Source organism: Bacillus sp. 1NLA3E (assembly GCF_000242895.2).
Classification (GTDB): Bacteria; Bacillota; Bacilli; order Bacillales; family Cytobacillaceae; genus Bacillus_BU.
The window spans coordinates 4,306,031-4,324,137 of sequence record NC_021171.1 but is presented as its reverse complement, the minus strand read 5'-3'; the positions used below and the strand labels follow the sequence as shown (position 1 = coordinate 4,324,137).

Sequence of the window (18,107 nt, the reverse complement as noted above, 5' to 3'; positions counted from 1 at the left end):
CTCAAGTAGACGATTTAAGCATTAGAGAATTGAAATAATACCATGAAAAAAGGAACGATGTTTGTTAAATCCATCAAAAAATGGAAATCATAATCACTTAGCACAGATTGATAGAAGTAATGGTATTCATCGAATAAAGAATAGTGTATAAGTATTGAAATTTGTGAACCACAGTAGAAAAACACCCCAAAGGTTTTTATTAACCTTTGGGGTGTTTTTTTTAATTTAATATTTGTTTAATATAATCTCCAGATACCCAACCTGTAGTTGTAGAATTTGGAAGATATACATTATACCAACCATTTTGTGTTAGTGGTATTCCATTTATCGTAACAGTCTTTAAATAAGTCCCGTTAATGACACTAGTCATTATGCTAGAGCCAGTAGAAGCACTACTACGAATATTTAGAGAACCTCCATCAACGTTGACTTGAAGTAAATTTTCAATTGATAAATATCCACCATAAAGCCAGCCGTTTTGACCATTAACATTGACTCTATACCAACGATAAGAATAATTCCCACTACTAGCTGGATCATAAGATACGTCAGTATTAAATCCCAAAACATTTACCACAGTATTTTGATTAATAGTACCTATTATGGTAGAAGATGAGACAAATGGTAAAGACCTAAAAGTCAGAGATGTAGTGTTGACAACTTTTGCAACTATACCACTAGGAAAGTTAATGATTGTATCCACTGGATATGGTTGTCCAGCAGGTATATCTCTTACCAAATTTGGTGGAGTAATGGAAGACATTCCTAACTCATTGATATTGGAATAATATGAACTGTCATATGGTTTCATACTTTTCATTAGAGAAGCAATTCCATTTTTCCAATTTTGATCTGAGGCATAGTGTACATTCATTCCTACTAAATTAGGACCCTCATAATAACTTCCTGACGCATTTAGATAATCAACCCTAATCTGATAAGCTACTCTAAAAATACTATCAGGTACAGATTGGAAATAATAGCCACATGTGAAAGGACAAGAATCATATGCGCCATATCCATAAAGGTTATTCTTGTATTCTATTAATTGTGATCCGCCCCAGCCGGTTTCCCAAATAGCATGTGCTACTAAATATTGTGCGTTTACACCATACCTATTCTGGGCATCAATAAAACTTTGGGCATAATTCTTAAGAGGACTATCGGAATGATTTTTTTGATTAAAGAAATTAATAATATCATTTGCCGTAATATTAGCAGGTTTCTTTAAATCTAGTACGAGATATGGATTTCCGTTGCTAATAGTAATGTTGACAGAAACACTATTAGTATTGCCATTTTTTCCAGTTTCCCTTACTGTCAAAGTATGTTGACCATCGGTAAACTGTATTGTATCAAAAGAGAATTGGAAACCAGCATTACCGTTGTAATATTCTGGAAAGGCATTTTGTACGTCCGGACGAGAATAACCATAGCTAGCTTGACCAATAATATTACCATCCAATAAAATATCTATTTTAGCAACTCCACTACCATCCAAATACCAGCCGCGAACATTGGTTACCCCATTGACAGTTGAACCAGCTGTTGGAGAATCAAGATATCTCATTGTAGGTAGATGGTCAAGATTTTGGACATTCACCATTAAACTTTTTAAAACGGTTATTTTTCCGTTGTTTCCAGTTGCTTGAACGGTTATTGAGTGAGAACCATTGGTAAGACTCTTAGTATCAAGCTTAAATTCATATCCTGAGTTAGCGTTTTGATATTCTGGAAAAACTCCTTGTACGTCTGGACGAGGACTACCATAGGTAGCCTGGCCAACAATTTTTCCATCAACTAAAACATCAACTTTGGCAACTCCACTTCCTTCTAAAAACCAACCACGGACATTGGTAGTACCATTAATTAAAGAACCATCAGATGGTGAATTAATATCCCCTATCCCTGGCATATTCTTTAAATTTTGAACGTTTATATTAACAACTTGAAGTTGCTTAGTAGAGCCGTTCATCCCTGTAGCTCTAACTGTCACTGAGTGTATACCATTAGAAAGAGTCCCTGTATCAAGGGCAAATGCATATCCTGAGTTACTGTTTTGGTATTGTGGAAATACATTTTGAACATCAGGCCTTGGGCTACCATAAGTAGCTTGACCAACAATTTTCCCATCAACTAAGACATCAACTTTCACAATCCCGCTTCCGTCTAAAACCCAACCACGAACATTGGTGACCCCATTAACTGTAGAATTAGCCACTGGTGAATTGATATCCCCTATAGCTGGGAGATTTTGAACATTAAATTTGATAGTTTGAAGCTGTGTTGTAGATCCGTTATTTCCAGTTGATTTAACCGTTATAGAATGTTGTCCATTTGCTAGCTTCTTAGTATCAAGTTCAAACTGGAATCCTGAGTTAGCGTTTTGATATTGCGGAAAAACTTCTTTTACGTCAGGCCTTGAACTACCATATTGCGCTTGGCCAACAATTGCCCCATCAACTAAAACATCAACTTTAGCAACTCCGCTGCCATTTAAAACCCAACCACGGACATTGGTGATCCCATTAACTGTAGAACCAGCTACTGGTGAATTGATATCCCCAATCCCTGGCATATTCTTTAAGTTTTGAACATTCATTTTAACGCCTTGAAGTTCCTTAGTGGAACCATTCATCGCTGTTGCTCTAACTGATACTGAGTGTATCCCATTAGAAAGAGTCTCTGTATCAAGGGCAAATGCATATCCTGAGTTACTGTTTTGATACTGTGGGAAAACATTTAGAACATCAGGCCTTGGGCTACCATAAGAAGCTTGACCAATAATTTTCCCATCAACTAAGACATCAACTTTCACAATCCCGCTACCATCTAAAAACCAACCCCGTACATTGGTGTAACGACTGACTGTAGAACCAGCCACAGGTGAATTGATATCTCCCATTGCTGGCAAATTTTGAACATTAAATTTAATATTTTGAAGCTGTACAGTAGAACCGTTATTTCCAGTTGATTTAACGGTTATAGTGTGTTGTCCATTGGAAAGCTTCTTAGTATCAAGTTTATATTGATAACCTGAGTTGGCGTTTTGGTACTGCGGAAAAACTTTCTGTACATCCGGCCGCGAACTACCATATTGCGCCTCACCAACAAATTTCCCATCTACAATGACTTCCACTTTGGCTACTCCACTACCGTCTAAAACCCAACCGCGTACATCAATGATCCCATTAACAGTCGAACCAGCAGATGGTGAATCAATATAACCTATAGGTGAAAGGACCACATTGCTTGCTAGGACATTACTATTATTAAGAAATATTAAAACAGTAAAAAAACAGGCAAAAAGCATAGATTTAGTTACTTTATTGATGATATTCACCTCCTTTTTATTAATTAAACTACTAAATAACAACACTCTATAAATAGTAACAAAATATATCCTACTAAACAATTAAAGGAGTAAAATACTTTCAGGAATAGTTGTAAGTATGAGGCAAATAATTTTATCTAATATTATTTAGTATATTGAGATGATTTTTCTTTCGGAAAAAGCAATCTGGCATTATATGAAATATATTGTTTGTCTTTTTGGGGTATCTTCTAGATTAATTAATAGGAAAAACCGAAGAAAAGTATAATAGAAGGTTTACGTCAGCATAGAACTAACTTCCAGAAAGGTAGATGAAAAAATTAATAATTATTTTATATGAACCAAACAAATTTTTACAAAAAATGATATAATAAATTTTTGAATATCATCTGATTGAAAAGGATGGAAATAATGAATCGACTATCACACAGAAAAAAGAAAAAAAAGACTAAATTAAAGAAAGTTTCGTTTGTAATTCTTGTACTTTTACTAGGGCTTTCAGGATATATATATTATCAATATTCACAAGGATTAAAACAAGCCTTAGGTAAATCTCCCGTTACGAATGAAACACCAAAGAAAGAGTTTAACGGTGCTGAAAAAGAAAAAATGGGAAAGGTTAATATTCTTTTATTAGGGGTAGACTCCAGAGGCGAGGAAAAGTCGCGAACTGATACAATTATGATTGCCCAATATGATTCTGAAAAACAAACGGCAAAAATCGTTTCTCTTATGAGGGATATTTATGTGGAAATTCCTGATCATAAGAATTATAAAATAAATACGGCCTATTTTCTTGGCGGGCCAGAGTTACTTAGACAAACAATAAAGCGAAACTTTGATATTGATATTCACTACTATGCTGTAATTGATTTTAAGGGATTTGAATCAGTTATTGATACACTGGCTCCACATGGAATTGAAATGAATGTTGAAAAGAAAATGTCCAAAAATATTGGTGTTGTCTTACAACCAGGCTTACAAGATTTAAATGGTAAACAGTTACTAGGGTATTCGCGTTTTAGAGATGATGCTCAAGGTGATTTTGGTAGGGTAAACCGTCAGCAAAAGGTATTAAATGCGTTAAAGGATAAGATCATTAGTGTCAATGGTGTAGCGAAATTACCAAAACTTGTAGGTACCATTCAGCCGTATATTGATACCAATTTAGAAGGAATTGACCGTTTAGCGATATTAAAGGACTTTTTTCTGAATCCACCTGATAATATTGAAACATTGCGTATTCCGGTCGATAAATCATATACACCGGGAAGTTATGAACATGCTGGTTCAGTTCTTGAAATTGATTTCGAGAAAAATAAACAAGCAATTGATCAATTCCTTAATGGGAACGAGAATCAAACGATTTCAAAAAATGATGCTACTAATCAAAAAAGATGAGTTTGTACCTAAAAATAAGAGTTAAGAGTGGGTTTATTAATTTTATAGCCAAAAATCGAGGCGAATAAAATAATTCCCTCATTAAATTGTGGCTACGCATTCGGTAAAGGCTGTTATCTCATGTGACTAAACACGTATGGTCACTGAGATGCGGTCCTTTTTTTATAGTGGAAATTTACGGATTGAAATGGGTGAGATAGCAGCCTGGTGCAATGTGGATATTGAAGTAAGTGCAAAGTTTATGTATATTAGTACTTGTTATGTTTTGGAGAGAAAGCGTGGAGAGAGCATTGAAACTAAAATCAATAAAAATGAATTATATATTTAATACAATATTAACTTTATCGAATTTTATTTTTCCTCTGATAACCTTTCCGTATGTTGCAAGAATATTAGGTCCAGTTGGCATTGGTAAGGTAAATTATGCTTTCACTGTTGCTGCATATTTTATTATGATTGCTCAGGTAGGAATACCTGTTTATGGGATTAAAGAAATTTCAAAGGTTCGAGAAAATAAACAAACCTGTAGTAAAATTTTCTCGGAGCTGTTTACAATAAATACAATCATGACTGCTATTACTGTTACAATTTTTAGCATAGTATTTCTTTTTAGTACTAAAATGCAGGACGAAAAGACATTGTTTTTTGTAGCGGGGATTAGTGTATTTCTTAGTCTGTTTTCAATTGATTGGCTTTACAGTGGGCTCGAAGAATATAAATTTATAGCGATTAGAAGCATACTGGTTAAAATCGTTTCGGTTATTATGTTATTTGTTTTAGTCCATGATAGCAATGATTACGTTATATATGCATTTATTACGGTGTTAGCAACAGTTTTAACAAATGTTTTAAACCTTTTTGCAGCGAGAAAGAAAATTAGATTTACGATAAAAAATCTTGATTTAAGGAAACATAGCAAACCTATACTTTCATTATCTTTAGCAGGTTTAATTGGTAGCATCTATGCTAATTTAGATATTATTTTACTTGGAAATCTAGTTGGAGACAAATATGTAGGATTTTATTCAACTGGGAGAAAAATAACAGGAATCATGATCACTATTATCGGTTCTTTAGGTACAGTACTTATACCAAGGCTTTCATTTTATTTAGATAAAAATATGAAAGAAGAATATAATCAGCTTGCACAAAAATCATTGAATTTCATTTATTTTTTAGCCTTCCCTTCAATTATTTATATAATTTTTATGTCACAAGATATCCTTCGCTTTTTTGGAGGCGGAGAGTTTGCGACTGCTAGTATTTCATTAAAAATACTCTCTTTTCAAGTTTTAGCAACTAGCTTAGCGACTTTTTACGGTTTTCAAGTTGTTTTGGCCCATAATGATGAGAAATCAATGGTGAAAGCAAATTTTGCAGGAGCTTTAGTAAATTTAGCCTTAAATCTAATTTTAATTAAAACTCTTTATCACAATGCAACTAGTATATCAATCGTTTTATCTGAAGCAACTGTTGTATTAGTTTTAATATTATTGTCAAGACGCTATACAGACTTAAAGTTATTTAATAGTGAAAGTTTTAAATATGTTAAAGCAAGCCTGTTGTTAACCATTTGTTTATTAATTACAAAATTATTCATTAAAGAAAGCGTCATAATAAATCTGATCATAACTGGAATACTATCTGGAACAATTTATTTTGGATATTTGCTATGGAAAAAGGAAGAATTTTCAATGATGATAGCGGAAAAATTGTTTAGGAGGAACAAAAGTGCGTAACAAAAGAATGGTGTTACTCTTTGATATTGAATGGTTTGAAAGAGTCCACCTTTTTAAGGACGTTGGAATGATTCCTGCTTATTTTAGTAAGTTATATAATTTTGAAAGCACAATTGTTTTTTATGATAATGAAAGAAACCATAATCTAAAAAACATGGAATGTGGTATAAACCTAATTAGATTAAAAAAGAATTTGTTAAATAAAGTGCTGTGGATAAGGAATTTTGTATCACCAATCACAATGTACTTAATCAAAAATGCAAAAAACATCGATGTCCTCATGCTTTTTCACCTAAAAAAAGAAAATTATTTTTATAGACTTTTATATAAATTTCTTAACCCAAAGGGAAAGGTCTATTTAAAGCTTGATATAAATTTAAAGGGTATCGAAATGTTTGAAATATTAAATAAAGAAGAACAAACAAGCTTAAATATTTTTAAATATAAAAAGGGTATTGAAGCGTATTTGAGGACAATAAAACGAACAATTGATTTTAAAAGAATGAAATTTGAGTTAACAAAATTTGAGGTAGTAAGTGTTGAGACTAAGTATGCACTTGATAGGATTCAGGAGTTAACTAATAACAAGTTAAACCACAATTTGATTTTGGCAACAAACGGTTTTCCTGATGAGATTGAGAATGAAAAGTTCGTAAAGGGATTTGAGGAAAAAGAGAACATAATTATGACAGTTGGACGATTAGGAACATTTGAAAAAAATAATGAAATGTTGTTAAAGTCGATTGAAAAACTTCAATTAAATAATTGGAAAATTTTTTTAATTGGTCCAATAGAAGATAATTTTAGAAAATATACTCAAGAGTTCTATAATAATAACCCGACTCTAAAAGATAAAGTTGTTTTAGTCGGAAATATTAATGATAAAAACACATTATATGAATGGTATGCAAGAAGTAAGGTGTTCTGTTTAACTTCAAGAAGTGAGGGCTTTCCTTTAGTTTTTCCTGAGGCAATTTATTTTGGTAATTATATCGTTTCAACTAAAGTCGGTGCTGACGAGGATATCACAAATTACGGAACTTTAGGAAAAAGTATTGATCAGGACGATATCGAGACATTAACAAATACTTTCCAGGAAATTATTGATAATACTAATGATATTAGCGTTAAATATAATGAAATAATAAAACACAGCAGAGAACATTTTGTGTGGGACAAAGTCTTAGAAAAAATATATTCTAAACTTTATGGGAATTTATGAACTTATTTTTGGAAAATGAACCTATACAAGTTTAACTAGAGATTTAAATGGAGAGAAATGAAATGAATCCTAAAATTAGCATAATTGTACCTGTTTTCAATGTTGAAAGATTTATTCATGATTGTGTTGATAGTATTCTTGGACAGACATTTAAAGATTTTGAACTTATTTTAGTGAATGATGGATCTATTGACCGAAGTGGTGATATTTGTGATGAATATTCAAAAAAGGATGATAGAATCATTGTTATTCACAAAGAAAATGGTGGTCAGTCTTCGGCAAGAAATAGAGGAATTGATTTAGCAAAGGGAGATTATATTGGATTCATCGATAGTGATGATTGGATAGACAAAGATATGTACGAAGTCTTGTATAAAAAAGCAATCGAAACGGATACGGATATATCTGCGTGTAATATTATAGAATATCAAAAGGATTCTACAAAACGTCTTTTCTGTAATGATTCAACTTATCAAATATATGATAGAAATTCTGCAATGAATGAAATATTCTTAAATCAGAGACTAACCTATAGTCCATGTAATAAAATATATAAAAAGGATTTATTCAACTGTCTTAGATTTAAAGAAGGTTATATTCTTGAAGATATGGATTTTGCCTATAAAATAATTCATCAATCAAATAAAATTTTTTATACAGGGCAAGCAATGTATAATTACCGTTATAATGATAAAAGCACTTTGCGAAAAACCTTTTCAAAAAAGCGCTTAGATGAATATTCAGTAAGAAAAGAGATGTACGCATTTTATCTAGAAAATTATCCAGCTCAAGCTGATGAAGTATATGCAGAATGGTTTTTAAAGGGTTTAGAGTTATATATCAACATTGAAAAGTATTATAGAAATGAAAAGAAACAATATAAATATTTAATTGATGTAGATCGTAGAATATTAAAATCATTAGTAGGTAAAAAAAGTTATAATAAGAAGAAAAAAATCCTTTTATCTATTGGCCTTATTTCGATTAATCTGCTGGTAACTGTGTACAGATTATACTGGGATAAAATCAAGAAAGAGTTATAATTTTATTCATTCAATGGATAGGCTCTAATAGTTTTACTTTGGAGATGAAAAAATGATAGCCTTTGTTATTTTAAATTACAACACTTGGGAAATGACTATACGTTGTGTAGATTCAATTTTTCAAACATGCAAACAAAAATACACCATTTATATTGTGGACAATGGTTCAACCAATGACTCCTATAAACAGATTGAAAAACATTACCGAGATAATAAAAATGTAGTGTTAATTAAATCTGAAAATTTCGGGTATGCCAGAGGAAATAATAATGGTATCAGACAGGCCATTAAGGATGGCTTTGATATCATTACCGTCACGAATAATGATGTTATTTTTTCGGATGGAAGCATTGATTGTATGTATACATTTCTCCAAAAAAATCAGGATGCAGCAGTCGTAGCTCCCTACATATTATCACCTGAAGGGGTCCTACATAATTTGCCATCATTAAAACCAATAAGTACAAGGGATTATCTACTATTTCATACAAGGCTAGAGAAATTTGTGTCTGGAAATAGCAAAAGGCTCCATGATCAAGAGTATAATTTAACTCCTGAAGCAATAAGTAATCAGCCTATACCAATTTATAAATTTTCTGGTTGCTGTTTTATGGCAAGGGGAAGGATGTTAGAGGAAGTAGGATTATTTGATGAAAATACTTTCTTGTATTTCGAAGAAGATATTCTTTGCCTAAGGATGGATCAGTCAGGTTATAGATCCTACTTTTTACCAGATTCTAAAATTGTTCATCACCATGGTCTAACAACGGGTAAAGACAATCTGTTTGTAGATACCGAAATGTTAAAAAGTGAGATGTATTTCTTGTCAAGATACCAAAAAATGAATTTTTTCAGTATGTTCTTTGTATATATTGATCGTGCTTTAACTTCCATGATTAAAATAATTAGAAATCGTTACAATAATGTCGGGTTTAAAGACTATTTAGACTTTCTAAGGAAAACGTGGACACAGTTTAAAAATACTCGAAACAAAGAAATGGCAAAAATGTAATATAGTAATAAAAAGAAGTCACCATCTTATCAAATCATGATAGATGGTGTTTTTTATTTTGCCTGTCTTAAGTATTAAGGCGGATGGGGAGACTGTTTTTATAGACCATTTGATAAACTCATGATTGATGCCTTTTACATGAAAGAATCTGTAGTTTAAGAGAAACACTTACAATAATTTATATCCACTTATTCAACAGATTCTAAAAAAAGATTGTGTATGTGAAAAATAGTAAAATACAATTCTTATATATCCTTTTAAATGGAAGAATAGTATTATAAAAGAGGATTAATAGCCTAGCAGGAAAGGAGGAAGAAATGAGATTTCATAAAATTATTGGTGCTATTTTGTTTGCAGGAATTTTAATGTCATTTTTTGTGAAAACTCCCATTTATGCATCAGCACAAATAAATTCAATCGGGTATATCGATGATCCGGTTTCTGGCAAAACGCTAGTAGGGTCCCAAAACGTACGGGGCTGGTTTTTGGATGAAAGTGGAGTAGCAAAAATTGAAGTATTGGTAGACGGTGTAGTGGCAGGCCAGGCGATTTATGGAGATGCGAGACCGGATGTCCAAAAAGTCTTTCCAGAGTACCACAATGGGAATGCGGGCTTTCATTACACTCTCGACACAACCAAATTTAGAGATGGAAGACATAACGTAACGTTTAGAGAAACAGGAATGAACGGCTATGTCACAACATTGCCTGAAAAGACTATAACGATTGCAAATGTCCTCGGGTATATCGATGATCCGGTTTCTGGCAAAACACTTATCGGGTCCCAAAACGTACGGGGCTGGTTTTTAGATGAAAGCGGAGTATCGAAAATTGAAGTGCTGGTAGACGGTGTAGTGGCAGGTCAGGCGATCTATGGAGATGCGAGACCAGATGTCCAGAAAGTCTTTCCAGCGTACCACAATAGGAATGGTGGCTTTCATTATACTCTCGACACAACCAAATTTAGTGATGGAAGACATACCGTAACGTTCAGAGAAACAGGAATGAACGGCTATGTCACAACATTGCCTGAAAAGACTATAACGATTGCAAATGTCCTCGGGTATATCGATGATCCGGTTTCTGGCAAAACACTTATCGGGTCCCAAAACGTACGGGGCTGGTTTTTAGATGAAAGCGGAGTGTCGAAAATTGAAGTACTGGTAGACGGTATAGTGGCAGGTCAGGCGATCTATGGAGATGCGAGACCAGATGTCCAGAAAGTCTTTCCAGCGTACCACAATGGGAATGCGGGCTTTCATTTTACGCTCGACACAACCAAATTTAGAGATGGAAGACATACCGTAACGTTCAGAGAAACAGGAATGAACGGCTATGTCACAACATTGCCTGAAAAGACTATAACGATTGCAAATGTCCTCGGGTATATCGATGATCCGGTTTCTGGCAAAACGCTAGTAGGGTCCCAAAACGTACGGGGCTGGTTTTTAGATGAAAGTGGAGTATCAAAAATTGAAGTACTGGTAGACGGTGTAGTGGCAGGTCAGGCGATCTATGGAGATGCGAGACCAGATGTCCAGAAAGTCTTTCCAGAGTACCACAATGGGAATGGTGGCTTTCATTACACTCTCGACACAACCAAATTTAGAGATGGAAGACATACCGTAACGTTCAGAGAAACAGGAAAGAACGGCTATGTCACAACATTGCCTGAAAAGACTATAACGATTGCAAATGTCCTCGGGTATATCGATGATCCGGTTTCTGGCAAAACACTTATCGGGTCCCAAAACGTACGGGGCTGGTTTTTAGATGAAAGCGGAGTGTCGAAAATTGAAGTACTGGTAGACGGTGTAGTGGCAGGTCAGGCGATCTATGGAGATGCGAGACCAGATGTCCAGAAAGTCTTTCCAGAGTACCACAATGGGAATGGTGGCTTTCATTACACTCTCGACACAACCAAATTTAGAGATGGAAGACATACCGTAACGTTCAGAGAAACAGGAATGAACGGCTTTGTCACAACATTGCCTGAAAAGACTATAACGATTGCAAATGTCCTCGGGTATATCGATGATCCGGTTTCTGGCAAAATACTAAAAGGAAACCAAAACGTGCGGGGCTGGTTTTTGGATGAAAGCGGAGTGTCGAAAATTGAAGTACTGGTAGACGGTGTAGTGGCAGGTCAGGCGATCTATGGAGATGCGAGACCAGATGTCCAAAAAGTCTTTCCAGAGTACCACAATGGGAATGCAGGCTATCATTATACTCTCGACACAACCAAATTTAGTGATGGAAGACACACCGTAACGTTCAGAGAAACGGGAAAGAACGGCTATGTCACAACATTGCCTGGAAAGATTGTAACGTTCAATCAATTATCAAAAGCAACAGTATTTTTAGACCCGGGACATGGTGGGACTGATCCTGGTGCAACTGCTGGTGGTTATAAAGAAGCAGACTTGAATTTAGCTGTTGCGAAAAAAGTTCAATCATTATTATTAGATCGAGGCTATATAGTTTATATGTCTCGTAATGACAATTCCACTGTAGGATTACTAGATCGTTCCCAAATGGCAAATGATATAAATCCAGATATTTTCGTTAGTATTCATCATAACGCTACAGGAACAGGGGAAACTTCAGCTAATGGTATCGAGTCATACTACTATGAATATGACCCAAATTACCCTTCGAAAATCAATGCTGATATGCATAATAATCCAGAAAGAATTTCAATGAGTAAGACACTCGCAACCTTGATTCAGGAAAATTTGGTTGAATATACAGGTGCGAATGATCGTGGAACTGATGGAGAGACATTTTCAGTGCTACGTGAATCAGCTATGCCTGCAACTTTAGTAGAGCTAGGTTTTATAAACAACTCAAGCGAACGTCAAAAATTAGTTACAGATTCATATCAAAATACATTAGCAAAAGCAATTGCTGACGGGATTGATGAGTACTTTTCAATTTATTAACTCATTTTTCAATCCGTTTGATAAGAGGAAATAAAAAAGATAAACATGCAGCAAATTTTTTGGACTAGAAATCAAAATGATTTCTAGTCCTTTATTATGCCCTCAACTAACGTAATTTTAGCAATACGAACACCAGGCACTGTTCGTAATAATAACCCCGTGATAAACTTTAGTTTATCTTGCAACGAATTAGTTTTTATTTTTTTTTATATTAAGGTAAAATGGTATTCGTATGTATTTTTTATTAGAGGAATTTAGTTGTGGATATTTACACTTTTCGTAAATAAAATTCTTGACTGATATTGCAACTTATACGTTTAAGGTTTGTAAAATGGGGGTAATAAAATGAAAAAAAATATAATATTCCTTTTAAGCATGGTGCTTATTTTAAGTATGTTCCTTAGCATGTTCTATACTGCATTTTTTGGCAAGAATGAAAATGCTAAAAAAGTTCAAATCCCTGAATATGTAGACCAAGATCTTAAAATAAATATTAATACAGAACCGACGACATTACATCCTGGTTTAGCGGCTGATTCTGTCTCAGGATCCGTGCTTCTTCAGACTTTTGAAGGGTTAACTCGAATTGATTTATGGGGTAGAACTGTAAATGCTGCTGCATCAGTAGTCAAAATATCAGATGATCAAAAAACTTATAGTTTTACATTACGGGATGCAAAATGGACAAATGGTGATCCTGTCATTGCAAAGGATTTTGAATTTGCATGGAAATGGTTATTGAATCCTGCTAACCATTCAGAAAATGCATCTCAACTCTATTATATAAAGGGTGCGGAAGCATTTAATAAAGGAAAAGATAGTGTGGAAAAAGTAGGTGTAAGGGCAATTGACGACAAAACTTTAGAGGTAAAGCTTGTCAATCCAACTCCCAATTTTTTAGACTTAATTTCTAAATATACATACTTCCCGATTAACAGTAAAGTTGCTGAAAAAAATCCTAACTGGGCAAATGAAGCAGGAAAGCAATATACATCAAACGGACCATTCGAATTAACTGAATGGACTCATAACAATAAAATTGTTCTTAAAAGGAATAAAAATTATTGGGACACAGATACAGTAAGATTAAAGTCAATATCAATGCTTATGGTCAATGATCCAAACACAGAGTTATCTATGTATGAAAATGGTGAACTCAATTTGACTGGTTCTCCTGTTGAAGAAGTCCCTTCGAGTGATATTACTCAATCAATTGATGGTATGTATACATTAAAATTAAATACCAAATTCGAACCTTTTAATAATAAAAACATACGTAAGGCTTTTGCTTTTGCACTTAATCGTCAAGAGTTGGTTGAACATACAAAGCAAATGAAATCAATACCCGCTTTGGCCACTGTTCCCCCAGCGTTGTTTCAAGGAAATAAAAAAAGTTTCTTCAAAGACAATGATGTTGAAAAAGCAAAACAATGTTTACAAAAAGGTATAGAAGAACTAGGGTATAAAGATACATCTGAACTACCTGTGATAACTCTTTTAATTAATACAAATCAAGTGGATAAAAGAATTGCTCAATCTATCCAGGATATGTGGAGAAAAAATTTAGGTGTTAATGTTACCCTTGATAGCTCCAGTTGGAATATTCAAAACGAAAAAGTGCACACCCTTGATTATGAAGTTTCCCTAATGGAATCATTAAGCTCGTACAGTGACCCAGTAAACGTTCTTGAACCCTTTCTGAATGCTAATTCCATCAACAATGGTACAGGCTGGGAAAACAAGGAATTTCAATCTTTAATAAGACAATCTCAAATAGAGACTGATATAAACAAACGTCAGAAATTATTAAAGAATGCTGAGGGGCTATTGATTGAAGATATGCCTGTTATCCCCGTTAGCTTTTTTAAAATTGATCTTTTCCAAAGTGAGAACGTAAGAGATGTGGCTGTCTCCAAACTAGGTTATGTTCAGTATAAATGGGCTCATCTTGAAAAATAGGGATAGGTAGTTCTCTATAAAAATATTGGAACAAAAAGACTGTTTAAGGATGTTATTCATAAACTTAATCAGTCTTTTATTATTGACTTTAGGTGTATAGATTTCTAGCCCATTCACTAAAGAGAATAAGGCTTAATTTAACTGGATAATACTCAACCGCTCATCACTATTAATTTTTTTATAAAAAATGTTGAAATATGTTACAATACAACCTAGACTGGAAATTTTCCCGAGGTATATACTGTATATAAAAATTTGGAGAGTATGACCTTATTTAATCAATAAACCTGTGTTAATAGTAGAGAAATTAAAGGTAATATCGTTTAAATAAACGACCTAGAAAAAACCTGTCTTTTTATAGATTTAGGGATTTTGGAAATAGGAGGAGTTTGCTATAAAGAATCATCGCTTTTTTCTATCTGTTTTAACTTCACTATCAGTTATATCCTATTTTTTGTGCGTATTTGCTTTGACAAGGCAATTTCCATTTTACCAGTTATCAAAAATAATTAGTATTAGTCTTATCATCATGTTTGTTTTTTCTGTTCCCTTTCTAATAAGGAATTTTAGGGGAAGTGATAAGCCAATAAAGTACTTGTTTATTCTTAATATTGTCAGTTTGTCTATTTTGCTAATATATTCAATTGTGATTGAACATAATAGTGTGTCGTTAGCCATTCGATTTTATTCTGTTTTTGTCTTATTGCTATCTGCATTTTTTTTACCGCCCAAAAAAATCTACGTAAACATTTTTGTTTTATTAGCTGTTTTGCATAGTGTCCTCCTGATAGGCTTTGAAATCTATATTGTTTTATTTGGGGATCCTGAATTTGCTGGATTTATTAGATCAAAAGTAATGGAACTTGGCTTGGGGGATATATATACCTATAATCAATATTTTTATCGGATTCAAATCAAAGGGAATCCAATTTTACCCATTTCCTTTTTAGTAAGTTTATTTGCAATTCAGAGTAAACGATTGAAAATTTCAGCAGCCTCTCTTTTATTTGTTGGGACTATTGTCGCAGGGAATTTTGCTTTTATTCTTGCAATTTTATTCTTTTTGGGTATGTATTTTATCATTTTATTTTTTTCAAATAAGAAGGTATCTGTGTTTTTGAAAAACCTGTTTAATAGTCGCATGAGAATATTAATGCTAGTAGGTTCAATAATACTAATCCTTTTTATTGCTGTAATGGTCCTATATCCATATTTAAATGAATTGCTATTATTGAAAATGGAAGTTTCAATTCCAACACGTTTTGATCAAATGGCGCAACTTATTGAAAATTTAGCAGAGACTCCAACCTCGTTATTATTTGGGCAGGGCTTAGGAAATGTAATTAACGTAATAACAGACTATCGGGATTATAGAAATAACTACTATTTTGAACTACAGACATTGTATGTTCTTAATCAAGTTGGAATTCTTTACTTCTTATTGTTTTTAATTACAAAGATCGCCTTTGTTATTAAATTTTGGGACAATAAATTTATCTATTTAATTTATTTATCTTATGTATTATATGCTTTTACCAATCCTTATTTGTTTGACACAACAAATATCCTGGTTTTAATTGTATTAAGCTCATTAAGTAAACTATATTTTAAAGAAGGTAAAAACAGTGAATCAAAAATTTAAGGTTTGTGCTGTAATGGTTTGTTTCTATCCTGACATCAATGAGTTGTCATCTAATATTATGTCTATCGTCGGGCAGGTAGAAAAATTAGTCATAGTAGATAACAGTGAAAAGCCAGTTCTCTCTGATTTTTTAACTGAAGAACATCAGGTCAATAAAATTGAATGGGTTTCTTTGAATCAAAATCTGGGTATTGGTGCTGCTCATAATGTTGGAATAAAGATAGCTGTTGAAGAAAATTACGATGGAATTATTCTTTTAGATCAGGATAGTAATCCACCGGATAATCTTGTAAATGCTCTTGTAGCTGGAGTCGAATTCCTTAAAGGCCAAGGGATAAAAATTGCCTGTATAGGTCCTGATATTTTTAATAAGATCACTAATGAAAATTATAAACCACTTATAAATAAAGGCGTAGAATTAGATGGGAATTTTGTCGAGAAGGACGTTTTGATAAGCTCTGGAAAACTTCTAGTAGCTAATGCTGTAAAAGATATAGGTATGATGGATGAAACCCTTTTTATTGATTTAGTGGACTTCGAGTGGTGTTGGAGAGCGAAAAAATATGGCTACAGAGTTTTTAATAGTAAAGATGTAAAAATGGGCCATATGGTTGGACAAAAAAACATTAAAATTTTAAAAGTGTATAATTTATTAATACCATCACCTATTAGACATTATTATCAATTTAGGAACTCAATTTTACTATTTAAAAGGGACTATGTTCCAGCGAAATGGAAAATTAAAGCATTGGTTGAAAGAGCGATTGAATTATTTATTTATCCGTTGTTCGTCTCTCCAAAAATAAAACGCTGTCGATATATTTTTAAGGGGATAGTGGACGGCATATTTAATAGGGAAGGTAAATATAAAAATGGTTGATAGTATGATTGAAATCAAAAACGTTTGTGCAATTATAGTTACTTATAATCCTAATATTGATGAACTGAAGGAAAATATTGAATCAGTAATTAATCAAGTAGGTGCGATTTGTATTGTTGATAATTCAACTGATGTAGTACTCCAAGATAAGGTTAAGGCTATTCAAGAAGAACAGCGCCTTTATGTTATATCCAATAAGGGCAATTTTGGTATTGCTACTGCACAAAATATAGGTATGAATTGGGCATTATTAGCTGGCTATGATGCTTTTTTTCTATTAGATCAGGATAGCAAACTAAATAAAGATACGGTTTCAAATTTGTTAAGGGATTATAATTATTTAGTTAATCAAAATAAAAAAATAGCTTGTATTGGACCGTTAGCTTTTGATAGAGATCAATCTGAAGATAGTTTATATAATAATTTTGGTTCAGGAGATGAAAGGATTATTGAGGTTCAGCAAACCTTAAGTTCGGGTTCATTAATTCCTAAAAGCACTTTTACCGAAATAGGTGGAATGGAAGACGATTTGTTTATTGATATAGTGGATTATGAGTGGTGTTGGAGAGCAAAACAAATAGGTTATTCAACTTTTATCACAAAAGACGTAAAAATGGCCCACAGATTAGGAGAAGATCGTTATCATTTCTTAGGAAAAAGTATAGGTGTTCCCTCTCCAATTAGACATTACTATCAGTTTAGGAACACCCTTAAAATGTTCAAAAGATCTTACGTGCCATTAGGTTTTAAATTTAAATATATGATCATCTTATCTTTTAAGTTTTTCTTTTTCGCTCTTTTTGTGAAGCCTAGAGCTGTACGCTTCAGGATGATTGTAAAGGGGATTGTAGATGCGTTTATGGGTGTTAAAGGAAATATTAATGGAGAAAGACCTAATATCGTTTATGAAACTAAATCATAAACATATAAAAT

At 33.1% G+C, this 18,107-nt stretch carries 11 protein-coding genes; 10 read left to right on the top strand and 1 reads right to left on the bottom strand.

The features are described 5' to 3' along the window. Window positions 1-220 precede the first annotated feature (220 nt). Window positions 221-3,313 (bottom strand): Ig-like domain-containing protein, encoded by a 3,093-nt coding sequence (locus B1NLA3E_RS20745; protein WP_236619591.1) that lies wholly within the window; start codon window positions 3,311-3,313, stop codon window positions 221-223. 432 nt (window positions 3,314-3,745) lie between these two features. Between B1NLA3E_RS20745 and B1NLA3E_RS20740 the strand changes: the two genes are divergently transcribed. From B1NLA3E_RS20740 to B1NLA3E_RS20690, 10 genes are all read left to right on the top strand, one after another. Then, window positions 3,746-4,735, top strand: coding sequence for an LCP family protein (locus B1NLA3E_RS20740; RefSeq protein ID WP_015595781.1), 990 nt, complete (start codon window positions 3,746-3,748; stop codon window positions 4,733-4,735). A 278-nt stretch (window positions 4,736-5,013) separates the two neighbouring features. Further along, window positions 5,014-6,474 (top strand): flippase, encoded by a 1,461-nt coding sequence (locus tag B1NLA3E_RS20730; RefSeq protein ID WP_015595780.1) that lies wholly within the window; start codon window positions 5,014-5,016, stop codon window positions 6,472-6,474. Beyond that, window positions 6,467-7,696, top strand: coding sequence for a glycosyltransferase family 4 protein (locus tag B1NLA3E_RS20725; RefSeq protein WP_015595779.1), 1,230 nt, complete (start codon window positions 6,467-6,469; stop codon window positions 7,694-7,696). Before B1NLA3E_RS20730 ends, B1NLA3E_RS20725 begins: the two co-directional genes overlap by 8 nt. 62 nt (window positions 7,697-7,758) lie before the next feature. Next, a complete protein-coding gene (locus tag B1NLA3E_RS20720; RefSeq protein WP_015595778.1) occupies window positions 7,759-8,739 on the top strand; it encodes a glycosyltransferase family 2 protein in 981 nt (326 codons plus the stop codon). A gap of 52 nt (window positions 8,740-8,791) precedes the next feature. Beyond that, the gene (locus tag B1NLA3E_RS20715; RefSeq protein WP_015595777.1) at window positions 8,792-9,751 is read left to right on the top strand and encodes a glycosyltransferase family 2 protein; all 960 of its coding nucleotides are present in this window, start codon (window positions 8,792-8,794) and stop codon (window positions 9,749-9,751) included. A gap of 317 nt (window positions 9,752-10,068) precedes the next feature. Then, window positions 10,069-12,693, top strand: coding sequence for an N-acetylmuramoyl-L-alanine amidase (locus B1NLA3E_RS20710; RefSeq protein ID WP_015595776.1), 2,625 nt, complete (start codon window positions 10,069-10,071; stop codon window positions 12,691-12,693). Between the two features lie 345 nt (window positions 12,694-13,038). Continuing rightward, a complete protein-coding gene (locus B1NLA3E_RS20705) occupies window positions 13,039-14,652 on the top strand; it encodes a peptide ABC transporter substrate-binding protein (RefSeq protein ID WP_015595775.1) in 1,614 nt (537 codons plus the stop codon). Window positions 14,653-15,280: 628 nt separating this feature from the next. Further along, on the top strand, window positions 15,281-16,294 hold the full coding sequence (locus B1NLA3E_RS20700; RefSeq protein WP_144061520.1) for a hypothetical protein: 1,014 nt from the start codon (window positions 15,281-15,283) through the stop codon (window positions 16,292-16,294). After that, window positions 16,278-17,174, top strand: coding sequence for a glycosyltransferase family 2 protein (locus B1NLA3E_RS20695; protein WP_015595773.1), 897 nt, complete (start codon window positions 16,278-16,280; stop codon window positions 17,172-17,174). The genes B1NLA3E_RS20700 and B1NLA3E_RS20695 overlap by 17 nt, the downstream gene beginning before the upstream one ends. Beyond that, window positions 17,167-18,096, top strand: coding sequence for a glycosyltransferase family 2 protein (locus tag B1NLA3E_RS20690; RefSeq protein WP_015595772.1), 930 nt, complete (start codon window positions 17,167-17,169; stop codon window positions 18,094-18,096). Before B1NLA3E_RS20695 ends, B1NLA3E_RS20690 begins: the two co-directional genes overlap by 8 nt. The last annotated feature ends 11 nt before the right edge of the window (window positions 18,097-18,107 follow it).